The organism is Enterococcus spodopteracolus, from assembly GCF_030441955.1.
Taxonomy (GTDB): Bacteria; Bacillota; Bacilli; order Lactobacillales; family Enterococcaceae; genus Enterococcus_B; species Enterococcus_B spodopteracolus.
Genome location: NZ_JARJHD010000004.1, coordinates 238,905 through 261,644 on the forward strand (window position 1 = coordinate 238,905; position 22,740 = coordinate 261,644).

The 22,740-nt window shown below is 39.2% G+C and carries 18 protein-coding genes, 3 tRNA genes, 1 rRNA gene, 1 pseudogene and 1 other annotated feature; of the genes and pseudogenes, 5 read left to right on the top strand and 18 right to left on the bottom strand.

What is annotated here, in order from left to right; all coding sequences use genetic code 11:
- The first annotated feature begins 139 nt into the window (after positions 1-139).
- Both P3R27_RS07840 and rnjA read left to right on the top strand, forming a co-directional pair.
- Complete coding sequence (locus tag P3R27_RS07840) at positions 140-352, top strand: DNA-directed RNA polymerase subunit epsilon (protein ID WP_010736074.1); 213 nt, start codon at positions 140-142, stop codon at positions 350-352.
- Position 353: 1 nt separating this feature from the next.
- The gene (gene rnjA / locus P3R27_RS07845) at positions 354-2,033 is read left to right on the top strand and encodes a ribonuclease J1 (protein WP_010736075.1); all 1,680 of its coding nucleotides are present in this window, start codon (positions 354-356) and stop codon (positions 2,031-2,033) included.
- 329 nt (positions 2,034-2,362) lie between these two features.
- On the opposite strand, the gene P3R27_RS07850 is transcribed toward rnjA, so the two are convergent.
- The 12 genes from P3R27_RS07850 to P3R27_RS07905 form a co-directional block, all read right to left on the bottom strand.
- Positions 2,363-2,563 carry a cold-shock protein gene (locus P3R27_RS07850; protein WP_010736076.1) on the bottom strand — a complete coding sequence of 67 codons (201 nt, stop codon included), beginning with the start codon at positions 2,561-2,563 and terminating at the stop codon, positions 2,363-2,365.
- Positions 2,564-2,712: 149 nt separating this feature from the next.
- The gene (gene radC, locus P3R27_RS07855) at positions 2,713-3,405 is read right to left on the bottom strand and encodes a RadC family protein (RefSeq protein WP_010736077.1); all 693 of its coding nucleotides are present in this window, start codon (positions 3,403-3,405) and stop codon (positions 2,713-2,715) included.
- A 63-nt stretch (positions 3,406-3,468) separates the two neighbouring features.
- The gene (locus P3R27_RS07860) at positions 3,469-4,122 is read right to left on the bottom strand and encodes an HAD family hydrolase (RefSeq protein ID WP_034689107.1); all 654 of its coding nucleotides are present in this window, start codon (positions 4,120-4,122) and stop codon (positions 3,469-3,471) included.
- Positions 4,112-5,425: a bifunctional folylpolyglutamate synthase/dihydrofolate synthase gene (locus P3R27_RS07865; RefSeq protein WP_301357066.1), complete on the bottom strand. Its 1,314-nt coding sequence runs from the start codon at positions 5,423-5,425 to the stop codon at positions 4,112-4,114. Before P3R27_RS07865 ends, P3R27_RS07860 begins: the two co-directional genes overlap by 11 nt.
- A 121-nt stretch (positions 5,426-5,546) precedes the next feature.
- The gene (locus tag P3R27_RS07870; RefSeq protein ID WP_301357065.1) at positions 5,547-8,192 is read right to left on the bottom strand and encodes a valine--tRNA ligase; all 2,646 of its coding nucleotides are present in this window, start codon (positions 8,190-8,192) and stop codon (positions 5,547-5,549) included.
- Positions 8,193-8,239: 47 nt separating this feature from the next.
- Positions 8,240-8,452, bottom strand: a binding site (T-box leader).
- Positions 8,453-8,555: 103 nt separating this feature from the next.
- On the bottom strand, positions 8,556-9,209 hold the full coding sequence (locus P3R27_RS07875; RefSeq protein ID WP_010736081.1) for a redox-sensing transcriptional repressor Rex: 654 nt from the start codon (positions 9,207-9,209) through the stop codon (positions 8,556-8,558).
- A 259-nt stretch (positions 9,210-9,468) separates the two neighbouring features.
- Complete coding sequence (thiI, locus tag P3R27_RS07880; RefSeq protein ID WP_301357064.1) at positions 9,469-10,680, bottom strand: tRNA uracil 4-sulfurtransferase ThiI; 1,212 nt, start codon at positions 10,678-10,680, stop codon at positions 9,469-9,471.
- A 19-nt stretch (positions 10,681-10,699) separates the two neighbouring features.
- A complete protein-coding gene (locus P3R27_RS07885; RefSeq protein WP_301357063.1) occupies positions 10,700-11,842 on the bottom strand; it encodes a cysteine desulfurase family protein in 1,143 nt (380 codons plus the stop codon).
- 199 nt (positions 11,843-12,041) lie between these two features.
- Positions 12,042-13,763: a septation ring formation regulator EzrA gene (locus P3R27_RS07890; protein ID WP_034689117.1), complete on the bottom strand. Its 1,722-nt coding sequence runs from the start codon at positions 13,761-13,763 to the stop codon at positions 12,042-12,044.
- 203 nt (positions 13,764-13,966) lie between these two features.
- Positions 13,967-14,521, bottom strand: coding sequence for a pyrophosphohydrolase domain-containing protein (locus P3R27_RS07895; protein WP_126133963.1), 555 nt, complete (start codon positions 14,519-14,521; stop codon positions 13,967-13,969).
- 31 nt (positions 14,522-14,552) lie between these two features.
- Complete coding sequence (locus P3R27_RS07900) at positions 14,553-15,392, bottom strand: Cof-type HAD-IIB family hydrolase (protein ID WP_034689119.1); 840 nt, start codon at positions 15,390-15,392, stop codon at positions 14,553-14,555.
- A gap of 120 nt (positions 15,393-15,512) precedes the next feature.
- On the bottom strand, positions 15,513-16,346 hold the full coding sequence (locus P3R27_RS07905) for a DUF72 domain-containing protein (protein WP_301357062.1): 834 nt from the start codon (positions 16,344-16,346) through the stop codon (positions 15,513-15,515).
- A 143-nt stretch (positions 16,347-16,489) separates the two neighbouring features.
- Between P3R27_RS07905 and P3R27_RS07910 the strand changes: the two genes are divergently transcribed.
- A complete protein-coding gene (locus tag P3R27_RS07910; RefSeq protein ID WP_010736088.1) occupies positions 16,490-17,458 on the top strand; it encodes an asparaginase in 969 nt (322 codons plus the stop codon).
- 202 nt (positions 17,459-17,660) lie between these two features.
- Here the strand turns inward: P3R27_RS07910 and P3R27_RS07915 are convergent, their stop codons facing one another.
- The 4 genes from P3R27_RS07915 to P3R27_RS07930 form a co-directional block, all read right to left on the bottom strand.
- Entirely contained in the window at positions 17,661-18,410 is a 750-nt protein-coding gene (locus P3R27_RS07915; RefSeq protein ID WP_010736089.1) for an acyl-ACP thioesterase domain-containing protein, read from the bottom strand.
- A 14-nt stretch (positions 18,411-18,424) separates the two neighbouring features.
- Positions 18,425-19,258 carry a fructosamine kinase family protein gene (locus P3R27_RS07920; protein ID WP_034689123.1) on the bottom strand — a complete coding sequence of 278 codons (834 nt, stop codon included), beginning with the start codon at positions 19,256-19,258 and terminating at the stop codon, positions 18,425-18,427.
- Between the two features lie 181 nt (positions 19,259-19,439).
- Positions 19,440-20,768, bottom strand: a complete 1,329-nt coding sequence (locus P3R27_RS07925; RefSeq protein ID WP_023519252.1) for a C1 family peptidase — start codon at positions 20,766-20,768, stop codon at positions 19,440-19,442.
- Positions 20,769-20,932: 164 nt separating this feature from the next.
- Positions 20,933-21,006 (bottom strand) — tRNA-Asn (locus P3R27_RS07930).
- A 199-nt stretch (positions 21,007-21,205) separates the two neighbouring features.
- Between P3R27_RS07930 and P3R27_RS07935 the strand changes: the two genes are divergently transcribed.
- Together P3R27_RS07935 and P3R27_RS07940 are read left to right on the top strand one after the other, a co-directional pair.
- Positions 21,206-21,278, top strand: a tRNA-Thr gene (locus tag P3R27_RS07935).
- 161 nt (positions 21,279-21,439) lie between these two features.
- Positions 21,440-22,487: pseudogene (locus tag P3R27_RS07940) on the top strand (ISL3 family transposase); the annotation flags it as partial.
- A 40-nt stretch (positions 22,488-22,527) separates the two neighbouring features.
- Here P3R27_RS07940 and P3R27_RS07945 read toward each other — a convergent pair.
- Positions 22,528-22,601, bottom strand: a tRNA-Asn gene (locus P3R27_RS07945).
- A gap of 12 nt (positions 22,602-22,613) precedes the next feature.
- A 5S ribosomal RNA gene (gene rrf, locus P3R27_RS07950) occupies positions 22,614-22,729 on the bottom strand.
- Between the last annotated feature and the right edge of the window lie 11 nt (positions 22,730-22,740).

Here is a 22,740-nt window from a genome sequence, read left to right on the forward strand (position 1 = left end):
ATGCGAGGCTTGTCTCTTTAAGGAGAATCAAGTATTTTTCTTAAAGTATAAAAAAACACAGGTGGCTTGTCCCCTCGTTTTGTGTTGTCCAAAAAATACGCTAAATTACTGCTTTAAGCAGATAAAGGAGACATAAACCATGATTTACAAAGTTTATTATCAAGAGTCAAAAATCCGTAACCCAAAACGTGAAGAAACACAATCGCTATACATCGAAGCAAACAGCGATGTTGAAGCACGCCAACGAGTGGAAGAAAATACCCCATACAATATTGAATTCGTACAACTTCTAGAAGGTAACCATCTAGAATACGAAAAAGAAAACCCAGCATTCACATTAGTGGAGTTTTAAGATGAAACTTTCCATCAAAAATAATGAGACAGGCGTCTTTGCGATTGGTGGATTAGGTGAAATCGGGAAAAATACGTATGGGGTACAATTCCAAGATGAAATCATTATCATCGACGCTGGAATCAAGTTTCCAGAAGATGAACTGCTTGGCATTGACTACGTCATTCCTGATTACAACTATATCGTACAAAACATACACAAAATCAAAGCATTAGTGATCACTCATGGACACGAAGACCATATTGGTGGGATACCTTACTTATTAAAGCAAGCAAATATCCCGATCTACGCTGGCCCTCTAGCTTTAGCTTTGATCACAAATAAACTGGACGAACATGGCTTACTTCGTGATGCTGTGCTAAATGAAATCAATGAAGACACTGTGATCCGTTTTAGAAAAACATCTGTCAGCTTTTTCCGAACGACCCATAGTATTCCGGATGCTCTAGGTGTGGTTGTCAAAACACCTTCCGGTAACATCGTTGCTACTGGAGATTTCAAGTTCGATTTTACACCTGTAGGAGAACCAGCAAATTTGCATAAAATGGCTCGTATCGGAGAAGAAGGCGTTCTTTGCCTCCTTTCAGATAGTACCAATGCAGAGATTCCAACGTTTACGAAATCAGAGAAGACGATTGGCCTTTCTATTTTGAAAATATTTGAGAAAATCGAAGGTCGGATCATTTTTGCTAGCTTTGCTTCTAATATCTTCCGTCTACAACAAGCAGCGGAAGCCGCTGTAGCAACGGGTAGAAAAATTGCTGTTTTCGGGCGTAGTATGGAAAATGCGATCGTCAACGGACAACGTCTCGGCTACATCAAAGTGCCTGACGGTACCTTTGTCGATGCGCATGAAATCAATCGTTTGCCTGCAAATGAAACAATGATCCTATGTACAGGTTCGCAAGGTGAACCAATGGCTGCATTGAGCCGCATTGCGAATGGTACCCATCGTCAAATCCAAATCCAGCCAGATGATACAGTGATTTTTTCTAGCTCACCGATCCCAGGTAATACAACAAGTGTGAACCATTTGATCAACTTGTTGTCTGAAGCTGGCGCTGAAGTGATCCATGGAAAAATCAATAATATCCACACATCTGGTCACGGTGGTCAAGAAGAACAAAAATTGATGCTTCGTTTGATGAAGCCAAAATATTTTGTACCGGTGCATGGGGAGTTTCGGATGTTGAAGATCCATGCCTCTCTTGCACAAGACACAGGTGTACCAGCTGAGAATTGTTTTATCATGGAAAATGGTGATGTATTAGCATTAACAAGTGATTCTGCTCGTTTAGCTGGAAAATTCGTCGCTGGCGATGTGTATATCGATGGCAGTGGAATCGGTGATATCGGTAATGTTGTTTTACGAGATCGTCATTTACTTTCAGAAGAAGGACTCGTTCTTGCAGTGACAACTGTCGATATTAAGAAAAAAGAGATTCTAGCTGGACCAGATATCCTTTCTCGTGGCTTCGTCTATATGCGAGAATCAGGGGATATGATCAATGAAGCACAACGTATTTTGTTCCACGCATTGCGTGATGTGCTAAATGCCCCCGACTGTTCAGAGCATAAATTAAAAGAAGCGATGGTCGGTGCATTACAACCTTACTTGTTCGATCGAACAGAAAGACATCCAATGATCATCCCTATGGTGATGACCCCGGATCAAAACTAACTTAAAACCGCGGTTGGAACATCAGTGTTCAGCCTCGATAAATAAGGTGCCATCCACAAAAATTGTTCTTCAAATTTTTGTGGATGGCGCCTTGTTTATCGAAGAGGTTCTTCTGTTCTGCCGTTTATTCGGTTTTTGGTGGTGAGAATTAATGTCCTACTCCCGATTTTTTATAAAAAAAAAGCGAGACCCACAAAAATGTAAAAGAACAATTTATGTGGGTCTCGTCTTATTTTTAGAGGGAAACACGTTGGTTTCACCCTCTGACATCAATTATTTGGTTCGCTCCATGACAAAGCAAGCCTCATAACAGTATATTTTCGTATAGATTACGCTTTTTCAACGTTTGTAGCTTGTGGGCCACGATCTGAATCTTCTACGTCAAAAGTAACTGCTTGACCTTCTTCTAATGTTTTGAATCCGTCACCTTGGATTGCTGAAAAATGTACGAATACGTCGCTTCCATCTTCACGTGAGATAAAACCAAATCCTTTTTCAGCGTTGAACCATTTAACTGTTCCGTTTTCCATTAATAATACCCTCCTCGTGCCAAAGCACTTATTTGATTGTAACATTGCTCGTGTACGATAGAGGTGCAACAGATGTTTCAACTTCTATTCCCAAACAAAATTACATTATAATTGTACACTTCGTTGTTTTTTTTTGCAAGAAAGCTACATCATTCTTTTTCCATTAATCCTTCTTCACGCAAACTAAAGTATTGTTTGCTGCCAATAATCAGATGGTCAAGAACTTCAATCCCCATCATCTCTCCACATTCCTGGATGCGTCGTGTCAATCGCATGTCTTGCTTGGATGGAAGAACGTTGCCGCTGGGATGATTATGAGCAAGTACTAGCCGTGCTGCCGAATAGCGGACTGCGTAATGAAATACTTCACGTGGATGCGCGATCGTCTGATCCAATGACCCGATGAACAAGGTTTTCTTTAGTAAGATTTGATTTTTTGTATCAAGATAGATACAAACTAAATGTTCTTGTTTTTGATCTTTTAGTTCTAGGATCAATTCTTTTGCCAATTCATAACTCGCATGGACAGTCGTTGTTTGACGCAACTGATCGACTTGTATCCGTCGACCCAGCTCAATCAATGCTTTGATCTCTAAGGCTTTGACCCGACCAATCCCACGAACCGCTTCTAATTCTGCTAGTGTTGCTTGTCTCAAGAGCGCTAAACCACCAAATTTCTTCAATAACGTACCCGCAACTTCTAATACGTTATACGGATGTTGACCAGTCCGAAGCAAAATGGCTAAAAGCTCTTGATCTGATAACGCATCCTCTCCATAAGTCTCCATCCTCTCCCTTGGTAGAGACGTGGCGGGTACTGTTTGAAGCAAATTTTTTTCCATAAAAAACCTCCTTTCCCGTGCGCTCAAAATAAGATACGGAAAAGGAGGATATTAATTTTATTTTTATTTGATCAATGCCGGAACTTCATGAAGTGAAGAAACAATCGCCGTTGTCTTAGCGGCTAATTCATCAGAAGGTGCTAATAAATCTGGCACCATGATTACTGGGATTCCTGCACCATACGCTGCTAGTACCCCATTTTGTGAATCTTCTAATATCAATGTCTCCGCTTTTTCAGTACCTAAAAACGCATGGGCATGTAAAAAGATTTCTGGATCTGGTTTTGCACGTTTGACATTTTCAGCTGAGACGATCGTATCAAAACGATGACGTAGATTATTTTTTTCTAGTAACAGTTCAATGACATGTCGCTGATTACTTGATGCGACTACTTTTGGGATATCTTTTTCTTCCAAAAATTTCAAGAATTCTAAAACACCTGGTTTTAATTCAACTTGACCTAAAGCAAAACGATCAAGCGTTTCTTGATAGGAATCGTCGATAAATTTTTGGACAGTTTCTCGACCAAAGCTTGCAAAAATAGTATGGTAGTTCGCCCAAACTTCTTCATCAGAAACGCCTAAAAATCGTAAGTAAAGATCTTTGTCATAGGGAAACCCCATCCGATCGGCTACTGTTTGGGATGCCTCATAATAAACGATCTCTGTATCAAATAATAAGCCATCCATATCAAAAATCACTGCATTAACTTTCATTTTTTCCTCCCAACTGTACAAGCAAACGTCGCACTTCCGAAATAAAATAGAGTGAACCTGTCACTACAAGAATATCCTCAGCCGTCATCTTCTCCAAGATCTCTGCAAGTCCAAATTGCCACATTGAAACAATCGTAACTTTCTCATCAGTCGTTGCTTGGATATCCGACAGCTCAATGGCTTTAGGATAATCAAAAGTAGTGACGTAAATTGTCGCGTCTGGTACTTCTTGTAATTGGTGTAACATTTTATCAACCTCTTTTGTTCGTAAAGCAGAGAACAAAAGATGGATATGATAGCCTTTGAATTCTTGTTTAAGATTTTGGACTAAACGTGCCATCGCATGGGTATTATGCGCCCCATCTAAAATCACTAAGGGTTCTTCACTTAATCGTTCCATACGTCCTGGCCATTGCGCCTTTTTCAAGCCATTGGTCACGTCTTTTTCGCGGAATGGAAGATTCATCCGTCCACAATAGATTTGATACATTTCAATCGCCATACCAGCATTTTCAACTTGATGTCTCCCAATCATATGGATAGTCAACTTAGGGATTTTACCAAACTCATTTTGGAATGAAAAAATTTCGCCCCACTCTTCTGCCGGATGTTTGTAACTGACTGTGTAAGCCTCTCCCCATGCGTGTTGTGTAGCATTTTTTAATTTTGCTTGTTTTTCGATCACTGTCAAGGCTTCAGGTACGATATTTCCAGTGACCAGCTGCACATTTTGCTTGATAATCCCTGCTTTTTGAGCAGCGATTTCTTCGATCGTGCCGCCCAAAATATCTGTATGATCCATACCAATCGTTGTGATACCCGTCAACAAAGGTTTCGCTACGTTTGTTGAATCGAGTAAACCACCCAATCCCACTTCAATGATCGCGACGTCCACTTGTTCTTCCAAGAAATAATCAAATGCCATAGCAGTCAACGTTTCAAATTCGGTAATGCCAGCTACTGCTTCAAATTGATCCATCTGCTCAACTAGCGGTTGATATTTCTTTACTAGTCGAATCAATGATTCATCAGGAATACCTTGTCCATTGATCGAAATGCGCTCATTGAAAGATTCGATATATGGGGATGTAAATGTTCCGACTGTCAAGCCGGCTTCTTCTAATAAATATCTTAAATAAGTCACTGTTGAACCTTTGCCATTCGTCCCTGCAATATGGATCGTTTTGACTTTTTCTTCTGGGTGTCCGACTACCTCTAATAAGGCCTCTACTCTGTCTAATCCAGGACGTGAGCCAAATGGTAATCGGCTATGGATCCAATTGATTGCTTCTTCGATTTTCACGTTAATATCCCCCCATTCCTCTTCATTATAACAAAAAAGCTTACGTAAGAAACAATGAAATCCAGAAGAGCTCTTTTGACTTAAAAAAGAGAGGCAACATCCGTCACCTCTCTCTTTCGTCTTACTTGATTAATTTTAATTGCGCAATACGTTCATTGACAGCTGCTTGTTTTTCTAAATAATCTTTTTCTTTTGCACGCTCTGCTGCAACTACCTCATCCGGTGCATTCGATACAAAACGCTCATTACTTAGTTTTCCTTGTACACGTTTCACTTCGCCTGTCCATTTTGCTAGTTCTTTTTCTAGACGCTGAATTTCTTCTTCAATGTTGATCAGCCCTGCTAAAGGTAAGAAGATTTCCGCGCCAGTCAAGACCGCTGACATTGCTAGATCTGGTGCAGTTACGTCACTTGAGATCGTCAACTCTTCTGGATTACAGAAGCGCTCGATATAGCTAGTATTTTCATTTAAGAATTGATCGATCTTCGGATCATTTGTTTTGATCAATAACGTGATTGGTTTTGATAATGGTGTATTCACTTCAGAACGGATATTACGTACAGAACGAATCAATTCTTTCAGTACTTCCATCCCTTTTGATGCTGCTTCATCATCGTATTCGGGTTGCACGACTGGATAGTCAGCCACTACTAAAGAAGTACCTTTATGAGGGATATGTTGCCAGATTTCTTCTGTAACAAATGGCATGATCGGATGTAATAAGCGTAAGATCTGATCCAACGTATGGACAAGAATACTACGGTTCGTTTGTTTCGCTACTTCGTCCTCACCATAAAGTGTTTCTTTACTCATCTCAATGTACCAGTCACAGAAATCATCCCAGATAAAGTTATACAATTGACGACCAGCCTCACCAAATTCAAATTGTTCAAACAAGTCAGTCACTTTAGCGATTGTTTCATTCAAACGTGTCAAAATCCAACGATCGGCTACAGTTTTCTCACCCGAAAGATCAATATCTTCTACAGTCATCCCTTCAACATTCATGATAACGAAACGAGAAGCATTCCAGATTTTATTGATGAAGTTCCAAGAAGCATCCATTTTTTCGTAACTAAAACGTACGTCTTGTCCCGGTGCTGAACCATTAGATAAGAACCAGCGTAACGCATCAGCACCGTATTTTTCAATGACTTCCATTGGGTCGATCCCATTTCCAAGAGATTTACTCATCTTGCGTCCTTGTTCATCACGAATCAATCCATGGATCAGTACATTCTCAAATGGACGACGTTCTGTAAATTCCAAGCTTTGGAAAATCATTCGGCTTACCCAGAAAAAGATGATATCATAGCCCGTTACTAATGTACTTGTTGGGAAGTAACGTTGGTAATCTTCATTGTCTTCGTCAGGCCAGCCCATTGTTGAAAAAGGCCATAACGCTGAACTGAACCAAGTATCCAGCACATCGGGATCTTGTAACCAGTTTTCACTGTCTGCTGGTGCTTCCATGCCCACGTACATTTCACCAGTTTCCTTATGATACCAAGCAGGGATCTGATGTCCCCACCATAATTGACGTGAGATTACCCAGTCATGAACATTTTCCATCCAGCGTAAGAAGGTTTGGTTGAAGCGTGGTGGGAAAAAGTCAACTGCATCATCAGTTTCTTGATTTTGGATCGCCTTTTCAGCTAAAGGTGCCATTTTTACAAACCATTGTGTTGATAAACGAGGTTCAACGACTACCCCTGTACGCTCAGAATGTCCTACATTGTGGATCATCGTTTCGATCTTGATCAGACGACCAAGTTCTTTTAGATCCGCAACAATCGCTTTACGTGCTGCAAATCGGTCCATCCCTTGATATCTACCTGCTAATTCATTCATCGTGCCATCTTCATTCATGACATTCACTCGTGGTAGGTCATGGCGGTTACCGACTTCAAAGTCATTTGGGTCATGTGCGGGCGTGATTTTTACAACCCCTGTTCCAAATTCCATGTCGACATATTCATCTGCTATGATCGGGATTTCTTTATTCACTAGTGGTAAAATGACTTTTTTACCAATCAATGATTGGTAACGCTCATCTTCTGGATGAACAGCGATCGCCGTATCACCAAGCATCGTTTCTGGACGAGTCGTTGCAATTTCCACCACACCTGAACCATCAGCCAATTCATAGCTCATATGATAAAAAGCACCTTCGATCTCTTTGTGGATCACTTCGATATCAGAAAGAGCTGTGCGTGCTTGTGGGTCCCAATTGATGATGTATTCGCCACGATAGATCAACTCTTTTTCGTATAGGCTGACAAATACTTTACGAACAGCTTCGGACAAGCCATCGTCTAAAGTGAAGCGTTCACGGCTATAATCCAAAGATAAACCCATTTTTGCCCATTGTTCACGGATATGACCGGCATATTCTTCTTTCCATTCCCATACTTGATCAATAAATTTTTCGCGACCTAGATCATAACGAGAAACACCTTGCTCACGTAATTTTTCTTCTACTTTTGCTTGTGTTGCGATCCCTGCATGATCCATCCCTGGTAACCATAACGTATCATAGCCTTGCATTCTTTTTTGACGAATCAACATATCTTGCAATGTTGTATCCCAAGCATGACCTAAATGGAGTTTACCAGTCACATTGGGAGGTGGGATAACGATTGAATAAGGTTTTGCTTTTTTGTCGCCACTAGGTTTGAACAAATCTTCGTCTAACCAGTTTTGATAACGCCCCGCTTCAACTTCTTGCGGATTATACTTTGTCGATAGATTCTTTTCTTCCGTCATACTGTCTTCCTCCTTTGAAATAAAAAAAACGTCCTAAATACTTTCGTATTTAGGACGTATAAATTACGCGGTACCACCTAATTTGTAATAGTTGCCTATTACCTCTCAAAGTGAGTTAACGATCACTACTCGTTCATCTCTACTCGATTCAAGACAAAAACTCCCAAGCTACCTTCACTAGCTTTCGTTAAGAACGTTCCACCATTCGTTCTCTCTCTCTAAACGTCGGACTAGTTACTCCTCTTGATCAACATCTTGACTCATTTTACAATGGTTAGTAGCCAAAGTCAATAAAAGCTCTTAATGAATCGCTGTTCGATTCATATAAAGACTCCACTTGGGTATGATCTTCCCACTTAGTTTTTACTTGGAAGGAAAGACTTGCGAATAATTTTCATCAAAATAAATCAATGTCTGTAGCTCAGTTGTCAGATCGATGTATTGCATATGAACATGTGGCGGAACATTGACCCGATCTGGCGCAAAGTTCAAGATCGCAGTAATGCCTCCTTTGACGATTTCGTCGATGGCTGCTTGTGAATACTTACTTGGCACAGTTGATATCGCCACTTTGATTCCTTCTTTTTCAACGATTTCACTAAAGCGATCCATAGGATAAACCATCACACCTTCGATTTCTTTTCCGACGATGGCTGGATCATTGTCAAATACACAAACAATATTCAAATTTGCATTTCTTCTAAAATTGTTGTGTTTCAATGCTTTTCCTAAATTCCCAAAACCAACTAAAGCGATTCTTTTTTCTTCCTCTGTGTTCAAAATTCGATCAAATACTTCAATCAAATACGGAACATCGTACCCATAGCCGCTTCGTCCTAATTCTCCTAAATGAGAAAAATCTCTACGAATCGTGGCAGAAGGTACTTGTGTGATCTCACTAAATTCATTTGATTTGATTCTTTGAACACCAGAATCATTCAACATATTTAAATAGCGCAAATATAAAGGCAACCGTTTCGCTGTTGCTTTGGGTAACGTTTCTGATTTTTCTCGCATATCGTTTCTCCTTGTTAATCATTTCACATAATTTTAGTTTAGCATGGAACAAAGAACCTCGCAATAGGAGGAAGCTTAACTCCGTGAAAAACAAGAAAAATCAGGCACCATCCACAAAATTTGACATACAATTTTCGTGGATGGCGCCTGATTTCTCGAGGCTCAACAATTGTCTCGTCCTCTTTCACTTGTCTACTTCTTGAGACTGGATCTTTTATTACGAATGATCGACTCGTACAAGAAGTACAAGTTCCTTCTTTTAAAGTAAATCAGAAAATTCTTTTACTTGTTCTTTTGCTGTTTCTGTGTGGATCGTTTCGATCTTTAATCCTGCCAATGCACGTTCGATCATCCCATCGATATCCAAACGTTCTTCGTATTGATGTACTTTTTCTAGTCGTGGACGAGTTTTGGGCTGTGGCGGTGCAAAAATCGTGCAGCAATCTTCAAATGGTTGAATGGACAAATCAAACGTATTGATTTGTTCAGCCACTTCGATAATCTCTAATTTATCCATCGTCGCTACAGGACGAATGATCGGTGTATTCGTGACCTCATTGATTGCCACCATACTTTGGAGTGTTTGGGAAGCCACCTGCCCTAATGATTCACCATTTAAAATTACTAGTCCATGACGAATACGGCGGATCTCATCTGTTAAACGAAGCATCATCCGACGTGTGATCGTCATCCAGTAGCCTTGGGGCACCACTCGTTTGATCTCTTCTTGCACTTCTGTAAACGGTACTTCGATAAATTCGATTTTACCAACATAGGGTGTCAGCTTCATTGTTAAGTCTTTCGCTTTTTGCAAGGCTTGTTCACTCGTGTAAGGTGGACTAGCAAAGTGGACAGCTTCAATTTCTACCCCACGTTTCATGGCATAATAACCGGCAACTGGAGAATCGATCCCTCCAGAAAGCATCAACATACCTTTTCCACTTGTACCGACAGGCAGACCGCCAGCTCCTTTGATCGTTTCATAGGAAAGATAAGCACCATCTCGGCGGATTTCCACACGCAACGCAATATCTGGCTTTCTCATTTGTACTTGGATATCCGGAAAAACATCGATGACTGCATTTCCTAATGCTTGGTTTAGTTCATTGCTGTCCAATTCAAAGCTATGATCACTACGTTTTGCAATGATCTTGAATGTTTCTTTTCCTGTATAGATTTCTTGCATGATTTCCTGAACCGCTTGTTTTAAACTTTGTACTTCTTTTTCTACTCGCACGCTAGGTGAAAAATTTTGGATCCCAAATATCTTCGCTAATTTAGGGATAACTAAGTCTCCGTCTACACCATTCAACAAAAGATGCATCCGATCACGCTCTGCGTGGATCTTGATTTCAGGAAAATTGCTCAATGCCTGTCTGACATTTTGTGCCAACTGCATAATAAAACTTCGACGATTTTTTCCTTTTGTTGAAAGTTCACCATAGCGAACCATGATTTCACTGTACTTCACAAAAACACTCCTCTGTTTCTTAATTGATGACTGAAAATTTCTTGTACAACTGTTTAAAGATGATCATGAATTGTTCGACTTCTGCCATCGTATTGCTTTCATCTAAGCTGACACGAATCGCTGAAGTAGCTAAATCATTGGGCACTTGCATCGCATGCAGCGTACTACTTGCTAGGTGCTTTCTAGAAGAACAAGCGCTTGTCGTAGAGACAAATATTTGTTTTTCTTCTAATGCATGGACCAATACCTCACCACGAATACCTTTTAATGAAAAACACAAAATATGTGGTGCGTAATCTTCACCTTCAGAAAAAATCGTTACTTTATCATACGTATGTAAAGCTTCAATCAATGCTTGTTTAAGATAGGCAGTTTGGTTTGATTTTTGTGCTTTGATATCTAGAGCTAAACGCAGAGCTTTTGCCATCGCGACGATCCCCGGCACATTCTCTGTTCCACTCCGTTGATTTTTCTCTTGTCCGCCTCCAGTGAACAGCGGTGCTAACCGTCGGCCTTTTTTCCAATAAACAAAACCAACACCACGTGGCCCGTGAAATTTATGGGCAGAAAAAGTGGCAAAATCCACACGTTCAGTCAACCATTCCTCTAAAGGAACTTTACCAATCGCTTGTACCGCATCCACATGGAAATGGATTTTAGGAAAATCATTTAAAAAACTACTGATTTCTTTGATTGGTTGAATCGCACCTACTTCATTATTTACTGCCATAACGGAAACCAAAATCGTTTCTTTACGCACTAATTTTTTCAACTCAGCTACGCGGACGATCCCTCTTTTATCGACAGGAGCAATACTCACTTCGATACCTAGTTTTTTTAATTGCTCAGCTGTTTCACTGACAGCAGGATGTTCAACGCCTGATATGATCATGTGGTTACCGTAACCTAGTTTTTCAAGCATCGTTCCTTTAAGCACCCAGTTATTTCCTTCTGTTCCACCTGACGTGAAATACACTTCTTCAGGAGACACAGCAATCAGTTCAGCGATTTGTTTTCTCGCTTGTTGTAGCAGACGGTTCGCCTGATTGCCTAAATCGTGTAGACTTGATGGATTCCCGATGATCCGTTGACTTGTTTTGACATACGCATCCAAACTTTGCGGATAGATCGGTGTTGTCGCACTATTATCGAAATATATCATATTTAAACCTTCTTTTTTTGAAATTCTTACCTATTATAACGGTTGTCCCTTGTGCTTTCAAGTGGCGTTTTCTCCGAGTTGGACTCTATAAAAAAATCGATCGAATCAATGTATTCCCTGCCCAACAGTTACTCATCAATGACTTCCAAAAAAAGACAACACTTGGCACTTGCCTGTGTTGTCTTTTTTGATCGCAGGATTATACTAAATCAGGATGATTGAAGTAAAAATCTTCGATTCGTTTGAATGCACCTGGTTCTGTACGCTCTAATGCTGTGCCGATCTCATCCAAAGCCTCTTGATAGTGATATTCTTTATTGAATAAGTAATAACTCTTTTCAATGGCTTCTTTCACTTCTTCATGTGTGTGACGGTAACGGTTCGCATATTGCAACATTTGCTCGGTTAATGCTGCTGCATCCACTAGGTCGTGGGTTTTCTTATCAAGTAACTCTAGATCTTCTTCACATAATGCTACCAGACGTTCGACCTCATCCATGTTGACTCTGATTTTATTCAACACAGTACTCAATTCTTCGATACGTTCTGTTGCCACAAAGAAAAACTCTAGATAATCATTTGGCAAACCTGGTAATCGTTGTTTTTCAACAAACCGTTTAAGACTGCGCAATTTAAATTCGAATGTATCGATTTTTTCTTGCGCTTCTTTTTCACCTTTTCTTAGTTCGTGTAAAGAATCGCTGATTTCAACCTGTTGGTTTTCAATATCTTCTAATACTTTGAAGACTTTCTTATAGAACGTTCTTACTTCTGAGTAAGGCACTTCATGTTGTTGTAACTGTGGTTTGATTTGTTCGTTTTGACGTTCGATTTCTTCCACTTCTGTTTGGAAACCACGTACACGCCCGATTTCGTTATGGTTCAATGTATAACTTTGAGCGGTATGATCTAATTCGATCAACAATTGACGATTGTTTTTCGTCGCATGTTTGATATATTGTTCGATCGTTACTTGATTTTTAGTCACAAATACTTGTGCTTCCATCTCACGTTCTAAAATATCGTATAATGCATCAATCAGATTAGCCGTTTCACGATTTTCAAATTCAACAGTTTCAACTTCCGTTTTCTCAATATTGATCAACGAACGTTCGATTCGACGATTGATCGTTTCGATATCGCCAGACAGGTTTTCTTCTGGAAAAACATACTCCTCTTTGATTAAGCGGTCATAGGTCTCTTGGATCTCTTCCACTTGCGCCGGGAAAGTCGTATTCAAATCTTCAAATAATGGCGGGATTTTTTTCATTAACGCATCCACTTCATACGTGTGTTTTTCCGCTTTATCCAGCACTTCACGGGCTTCAACTGGATCACCTGAAGTATTTAACGTAACAAATTGTGTAAACTCATTTTCAATCGTTTTCACTTGCTTTTGTAACTCAGGTAAAGCTGGACCGTATTGCTGTTCTTCTTCTCGGATCGTTGCTTTTAGCTCCTCATAAACGTCTAAAGCTTGTTGAACAGCTAAGGAATTACGTTCTTCTGTTTCACGCAATTCTTTTAAGCCGTCACGAATCTCCGCCACTTCTTTTTCCATTTGGTTCATGGTTGCTTCGGCTTCTTCCACTGCTTTTTTCCCTTTTAAGAATCTAAAGCTCTCGTTGAGATTTTCAACTTCAAAGATCTGACTTTCTAACTCGGCAAATGATGAGGTAGAGATGTCATTCCATTTTTGACTCCATTCACGAAAGGTATTTTGGCTTTGCCCCACTAGATGCATTTTTTTGACATCGTCAACTTCTTCAATCACAGGCAAGTCGAATAATTCTTCCTTGCGTTTTTCTAAGACGTCCAATCGATCTTGGTTTTTTTTCTTCATTACGTAACTAACCAAAAAAGCCAGAATGGCGACTATAATGATTGCAATGACGATCCCGATGATAACATTATTTCCCATTTAAGGTTCCTCCGTTTTCAATATGCATCTACTGTCTCTATTTGTTTATGATCAGACGAATCTGATTTGCATAACATTGTAAATACGTCTTTCGTGCAAAAAGACATCTATTTTATATTATAACATACTATGTTCAGTCATACACTACCTACATAAAAAATCTTTTTTGCTCTCTTTCTACCAACTAAAATGAGAAGACCTTATCAAAGACTCGTTGAAGAATTTTCTTCGGCAAATTTTACTCGCTCTGCCTTCTTCATTTGTTCCTTGATTTCCTTTGCGATCCTTTCTTCAGGGGCATAATCCTTTTGCCAATTGTCTGGCTTCAATACTTTGTTTGTAACAGGATCGTAGTGAGGTTTTCCATCTGGAAACAGTTTTCCCATATTCGCTTGATGGACAATATCAAAAATCCTCGTAGGATCAACGCCCAGCAAAGAAAAAGAGCCATACGTAAAATAAAGCAAATCGGTCAGTGCATCTACTTGCTCGACGAGACTTTCCTCTCCCCATGCCTGTTTTTTGAGAATCTTTTTTTCTGCTTGATCAAGTGCATCATGCAAGTATTGGACGGAATCATGCAATTTTTTCGCATCACCGTCACTTGCTGCTGCCACAAATTCTACTAACTCTTCGATTTTGAATCCTGCTCGGTCATCGGCATGTTTTTTTGTAAATGCAGTGGGTTGCTCTGGTATTCTTGGATCGAACGTCCGATGGAATCGTTCTACTTTTTGATAAGGTGTTTCTGGCTCCATAATGATTCTAGTCCTCCTAACTGACACACATTCAATCAACTATCCCAAAATGCTTCAAACCTTTATAAATACCATCCTCTTCATTCGAAGCCGTGACAAAATCAGCTTGCTGCTTCACACCAGTTGGCGCATTGCCCATTGCAACACCAATTCCAACTCCTTTTAGCATTTCAACATCATTGTAATGATCGCCAAACGCCATGATTTCGGACAATGCAATTCCTTTATTTGTCGCAAATTGTTGGATTCCTAACAATTTTGACCCCCCTTTAGGAATAATATCGACCGTATAAGGATTGGAACGTTGGAACGAACACTCTGGGAATCGTTGGTCAAGCTTTTCTTGCTCAGATGTTTGGCTCAATAAAATACATTGATAAATTGGCTCGTTCAAGATCGCTAATGTTTCATATCGTTTTCGTTGTCGATGAGGACTGAACACTTGCAAGATTTTTTTTAACAGACGTACAGGGAATTTTTTGGGTAAGTGATTGACGATTTTTTTGATGATGATCGATTGTCCTAGCATCATTGTCGTTGAACCATCTAGTTGATCTCGCCCACCAAAAATGATTTGTCGGTGATGGGCATCCGAAAAGTGAACGATATCCGCTAATACTGTTTTATCAAAAGGATGGTCGACGATCGTTTGATTACGGTCAAAGACTAATTGACCATTGTAGACGACGAACATGTCTAGTTCAAGTTCATCGATCACTTCTTTCATTCTTACAGGGCTGCGCCCAGTGGCAACACCGCATAATATGCCTTTTTTTTGTAGTTGATCAATCGCATATTTAGTTGAAGCCAACGCTTTTGCCTGGTTGTTGACTAATGTGCCATCGATATCAAAAAAAACTGCTTTGATCATGTCGTTCCATCACCTCTTCCGATTATTATTTAGTAAAAATTCCTAGTTGAACAGTTTCATTTCTTATTGGTAAGGCGTGCTTGCTACTTTTTATATAGAGTGGTTACAAAAGCCAGATCTTCAAAACAAATCGATTTGTTTTGGGTTAAGCTCATCTGGTTCGATCCCTAAGATTTTTTGTAATGCCAAAGCATTTTCAGCCGCATCTCCACCAGAGTTATTATTGAAGATCACCCCAACATGTTTTGTTACACCGTCTACTTTTTTGATGGCTGCTGCTAATTCCTGTAATTCTTCTTCAGAATAGCGATACAACGTTCTTTTTTTTCGCCAATCCTGATCATTTGCTTGCCAACCTTGCTCATTTCTTCCATGAAAACGGAAAAGGGTAAAATCCGTATTTGTCACATAAGGATCGAAAGGAATCGTCGTATTCAGTAATTGTGGCTCATCAATGATTGCTAAGGAAAACATCGCACGAGTCATAAACTGTCTCGTGCGTGACAGAAATTGGTCGCTGTACCAAGAATAGTCACGTAACTCAATAGCTACCGAATAGCCATTGAACCATTTTCTTAGTTTTCTTAAATAGGCAACATTTTCTTTGGTGCATTTAAATGAAGCAGGGAATTGAACTAAAAAACAAAAGAGTTTTCCTGACTCGCTCATCGGTGCCATCACATCTAAAAAGCGTTCAATCATCTCTTCTTCGGATTGATAATACTTCTGCCAGTCGCCTTGACCACTGATTCCTTGGTAAGCTTTCATCACGAAGCGAAAAGATGCTGGTACTTCACTCACCCACTTCTCCACAGAGGACTTTCTTGGGATACCATAATAGGCGGTATCTAATTCGACGAATGAAAGGACACTCGCATAATCGTAAAGAGTATTATTTTTTTTTCCTGTTAATTTGTCATGTTCTTTAAATGAAGTCAAGCCAATTTTGATCACGACGAATCACTTCCATTCGTTTAAATTCATTTTATCTTTGTTCCCAAGTTGTTCCGTTTGATTCATTCATAGCAAAACTCTTTTATATAGTATACAATAAGCTAGAAACCCTATGCAAAATTATTCGTGAGGAAGTTCTGAAAATGAAAAAAATTCTTATCTTACACACAGGCGGCACGATTGCCATGAAAGAAAATTCTTTAACAGGTGGCGTAAGTCCAGATGTGGCTAACCCACTATTAGATGCAGAAGTAACGATTCCAGAAAATGTTGATTTGATCATGGAAGATATCTTTAATCTTCCTTCCCCGCACATCATGCCTAAACATATGTTACAACTTAAAGAAAGAATCAATCAAGCCGTTCTTTCTGACATCCAAGGTGTCGTGATCACCCATGGGACAGATACGTTGGAAGAAACAGCATTTTTTCTAGACTCAACGATTGGTGATAAATTACCGATCGTCTTAACAGGAGCGATGCGTTCAAGTAATGAGTTAGGTAGCGATGGTCTATATAATTTTGAAAGTGCGATCCGGGTAGCAAGTTGTGATGAAGCAAAAGACAAAGGTGTTTTGGTGGTGATGAACGATGAGATCCACTCAGCACGCTATGTCACTAAAACCCACACGACTAATGTTGCTACTTTTCGTACTCCTACGTTAGGACCAATCGGTTTGATCACTAAAAATCGTATATTGTTTATGCAAGAATTACTTGAAGCGCAAAGACTAGATATCGCATCAGTCAAAGGAACGATCCCAATCGTCAAAGCCTATGCGGGTATGCAAGGTGATTTATTAGAAGCACTTGCCCATTCGAAAGTCGACGGTCTGGTCATTGAAGCTTTAGGCGCTGGGAACCTGCCTCCGCAGGCATTAACAGCATTAAAGAAACTCTTGATCCAAAAAATACCAGTAGTCTTGGTTTCTCGTTGTTTCAACGGAATCGCTGAACCCGTCTATGATTACGAGGGTGGCGGAAAAGAACTCGCAAGTATGGGCGTTATTTTTTGTAATAGTATCAATAGCCAAAAAGCTAGAATAAAACTTTTGATTGCCATTAACGGTGGCTTGTCAGAAGAACAGTTGATCAAATTTATGACACAATAGAAATCAAATTGAGTAATACAGAGCTTGTACGTCTCATCATATTGAAAACTCAATAGAAGCTACAAACACATCATTGTTAAACGGAGTTCCAAATGAAACTCCTTCAGAAATAAGCGCGAAAAACCAAAAATTGGAAGAACAATTTTCGGTTTTTCGCGCTTATTTATCGAAGTAAATACCTTACAATCTTATCTCACTCGATTTATTTTGTTTCTTCATTTTTCTCCCATAAGATATTTGCTGCACAATAAAGTTGCTCTTGCATTCTGATCTCATGTCTCGTTTTTACCTCTGTTCCAGATACCGTTTGTTCATAATGACTCTCGATCTCATTGCCATATTCAACTTCTTTATCAAAACGGATCAACACATGTTTAGGTGTATGTGTTGTCAAAAAATCGTAACCTAAAACATCAATGATCCAGTTGAAGTACATCGCATTGTTCACATGTTGATTGCTGTCAATATCATAAAATCGCACACGATATGGCAACATCAAGCCCGATTCGATTGGCTCGATTTTTTCTTGTCGTTTGATTTTCTTGATTTTTTCACTTTCAAAAGGTGCAATGATTTCTTCATTCACACTACTCATCTTACGGTTCACTAGATCCATCAAAACAAATACTGATTCGATTTCAACTAATTCATTTCCTTCCTCATCATGAATCCAAAAATTACGATAACAAAAGAATTTATTATACTGCATCGCTTGTGTGGTAACATCGATTTTTTCACCGACATGAGGCAAACGATTGATGTTCATCGAATAGTTCGTGATTACCCAAGTCAAGCCAAAGCTACTGACAAAGTCTGTTCCTCGGCCTAAATGATCACTTTGTTCTTCCGAAGTCTTGATGACCACACCCAGCATGGACGGAAAAGTCATTGTTTTGTTGATATCACATTCATAATAAGATACTTCATGTTTTTTTGTATATTTTTGTGCCAAAAGAAAACCTCCAATTACTTCTTCATTAATATATGATCAACCTGTGTCCCATAACTCTCTCCAAACATATTGAGATGCGCCAACAAGTAATAGAGTTGATAGAGTGGTAAACGACTCTCCCAGCCCTCTTCCAATGGCCAGCTTTCTTGGTAAGCTTCCAGGAATTCAGGACGAAAGCCACCGAACAACTGACTCATCGCAATATCTTGTTCGCGATTCCCATAAGAAACTGCTGGATCGATAAACACTGGTCTTCCTTGCCTGTCATAGAAAACATTACCACTCCATAAATCTCCATGCAAGAGGCTAGGCGTAATCTTCCGATGATCGCCACGATTTAGTAGTTCTTTTTTTAACCGCTGATACTCTTTTTCACGTGTTTCATTCCATCGATTGTTTTTCTCCGCTATGTCGATTTGAGCCTCCAAGCGATTTTTGAAAAAGAAGGTCCACCAATCTTCTTCAAATGTATTGAGCTGTGGTAAACTCCCTAGATAATTGTCCTTGCGAAAACCAAACTGTGGTGCAGTTGAACGATGGATTTTTACTAAGTCTTTTGCCAGTTCTCGAGGATCACCTTTCCCTGGTTCAATCCATTCCATCAATAGATAGGCACCTTCATTTGTTTCGCCTAACATATAAGTTTCAGGTACTCGTACATGTGGTGCAAGCTCTTTCAGACCATCCACTTCTGCTTCAAAAAAACGTTTGGTCACATGAGGATGGATTTTTAGAAAATAGGATTTTTGCTGTTCTTCAATTCGATAGTTTTGATTCACATCTCCCCCAGTAATCGGTATCACCTTACCACTCAAACGAATCTCTGTTAACACTTCTTGGATATCCATTTTCACTCCTCCTTGCTATTTCACAAGATCGATGATTCATCGATCAAGCACGCCCGCAACAACTCCTATATCATTTTAAAGTATAACACAGGTATTTATAAAATCCTGAAATCAAGAAATTAACAAAAAACAGATACAGAAAACTATCAAGTCTCTGTATCTGTTTTGATTGATATTGAAATTAAGCTAATGCCCCCATTGGGTCCCAAGGAGCTAATAAAATTGGTTCAGCATTAAATGCGGCTAGCTGTTCTTCCGTCAATAAATCTTTGCGGACAACGATTTGATACGTATATTCATCCATCCACTCGTCACTCATCACAAAAAACCCTTTATCTCCGACTTTTTCTCCCCAGCTGTTTTCGACTTTCCATTTCGTTGATTTTCCATCAACTAAATCGACACCAGTCAAGACCATCGCGTGAGTCATCAAGCTTTCTCCATGATCCAAACGCTCCGCTTTCGTCATAGAAAAATCTAAATCAAATAATTCATCCATCTCATAAACGTCTGTTGCCATGATGCCACTATCTCTTGTAGAAGATTGACCAACATCACACCCAAACCACACAGATTCTCCTTGTTCCAATTGAGCAATCGCTAAATTTTTGAACGTTGTCATATCGACATTAAGATATTTGACTTCTTTTCCTCCCACAACATTCCCTAACATTTCAACCGTATAAGAGCGATCGTAAGGCTTGTCTGCCGTCGGTGCATTGATGATACTTACATAATCATCCAAATTTACACCAATATATTTATCGTAAAACATTTGCGGAGTCAATTGTTGATCGATATGGTAATTTTTTTCTTCGTCTCGATACTCAAAATCAAATTCAGTTGGTGGAGTACCTAAAGAAGTTGTTAGAAATTGATAGATCCCAGCTAACATCTTTTCTTTTTCTACTTGGATCTCTTCATTTGTTTTTCCTTCTGCCACTAATTGACGTAGTTTAACGGCGTCTTTACGCAATAATTTGTTTAAATAGTTATTCAAATCACGAGAATTTGAGCTATTCGCGCTTTCTGGCATCACTGATTTTGGTACGACACCATATTTTTGGAATAATGATACGATCATATCCCATTGTCCACCATCTTGTTGGGGAACAGCTAGTAAAAAAGCGACTTTACGACTGTCTAATGCTTCATTACCAGTTGCAAGAATATTTTCATAAAAATAGTTTGCTTTCTCGTATTTATCCCAAAAGAAAGTATAATTTTGGGATAATTCAAATTCTTTCAAGTGGAATTGATTCAACAATTTGTGACGGAATGTATTCAACGCCGCAAACATCCAGCAACGGCCAGATTGTTTTTGGTTTGAGACTTTCCCAGTCGCTAGATCTACAGAAAATACCGGTGTGTTTTTTGTATGTGAAGCAATATTTTCTGCTGAAGCTGTGATCCCATTTTTTACAACAGCATTTTGTAAGGCTTGTTGCTTTTTATTCGTTTGAAATTGATCGGCAAATTTTTTTGTCATATCTGGTGTAATCGCGTTCATTTAATCATCCTTCCCGATTGAAAATATATCTCCATTTTACTCTTTAACCCTTTGAATTACAACGTTCTATTCTGAAAATTCAGAACAATCATGCGATTCAATTTGCGTATTTCCGTTGGAAAACAAAAAAAGTCTAAGAGAACTCTCCTAGACTTTTTGTATTACTCCGGCAGTAGGACTCGAACCTACGACATCATGATTAACAGTCATGCGCTACTACCAACTGAGCTATGCCGGAATCAAATTACATAAATATAATATCAATTTTCATCATATAACGCAATACTTTTTTTCGAATTTTTAAATAATTACTAATTAACCATCGTTATTTTATATTTGTGAAAAACAACTCAATTTCTTTTAAATGTTGTCTATTCAAAGAGAAAAGTTATTGACAAATGACCATAAATTAGTTATCCTATTTAGGTAGTAAAAATGCCGCTTTAGCTCAGCTGGTAGAGCGCTTCCATGGTAAGGAAGAGGTCGACGGTTCAAGCCCGTCAAGTGGCTTTTTGTAAGACAGCGTTACTTCAACGTTGTCTTTTTTTATTTCTCCAGGATGTTTGAGCTTATTGATTTCTTTGGCTCTACAATTTATGTTAAAAAAGCATATCGTTCTCTAGTATGATTAAATCACCACAAAATAAACAACTGAGAGGACGATATGCTATATGAATGATTCTATCAAAAAAATGCTGAGATTAATAGATAAAAATTTGATGATTACTGAGTTCTCTTACGAGATTTTTCATAAAGAAAAGACATTGATCATTCATGCTATTCTCTCACCTGATCCTCGTGCCTGTAGAAGTTGTGGTTCTACTGTGGTAGATGGAAATGGGAAAGCAATTGTGTTGAAAAATGGAAAGAAGGAAATCATTGTCCGCTTTGAACAATACGATCCTATGCCAATGATTATACGCTTAAAAAAGCAACGCTATACCTGTAAAACTGTCGTCCCCATTGGACTGCTCAAAGCTATTTTGTCCGCCCAAGACATTCAATTGCGGATCCTGTAGATATAAAATTGCTTCTTTACTGACTGAAAAAGTCTCTTTATCTTTTAATGTGAAAAGTTGTCAGGCATCTTTGACTGTCGTTATTCGTATATTGAAAGAGTTTAAAAGCTATTTACCAAAGCCCACTAAGAGGATTCTCCCCAAAGTATGGATGGTTGATTGGTTGATGAATTTCGTTCCCACACTTCCATAAAAGATAAAATGATCTTTATTTGCGCGGATGGAGAAACAGGTAACTTAATTGATATCTTACCTACGCGTAAATTACCTCGATTAACAAACTATTTCTTAGGCTGCACCAATCCAAAAGAAGTAAAATTCTTAGTCACAGACAGGAACGCCGCCTACTTCCAGCTCACTAAACGCGTTCTGCCAAATGCGAAAGTAGTGATTGATCGGTTTCATATTAGCAAACACGTGAATCAAGCTTTCAATGAGTTGCGTATCCGTGAAATGAATGAACTGCGTAAAGCAGGACAGTAAAGCCATGCAGAAAACTGAAAAAGAACTGGCGCTTTCTGCTAAAAAAAATCGTACAAACATTAACCACTATGGATATAAAAAATGGAAAAGTTTCCGAGCACCTAAATACCCATTTCTTACTGAAGCAATGATGATTGATCGATTGCTTAGCTTTTCCACGCCCCTAAAGGAGGCATATCCCGTTTTCCATATTAACAAAGAACCATTTCTTTCAAAAACAACAAAAAAACACAACAGGATCTGTTGTGTTTCAAGAACTCCGGCAGTAGGACTCGAACCTACGACATCATGATTAACAGTCATGCGCTACTACCAACTGAGCTATGCCGGAATAATAATACCAGCGTGGCGGCGTCCTACTCTCACAAGGGGCAACCCCTCACTACAATCGGCGCTAAGAAGCTTAACTTCTGTGTTCGGCATGGTTACAGGTGTATCCTTCTCGCCATCGCCACCACACTTGGTGTTAT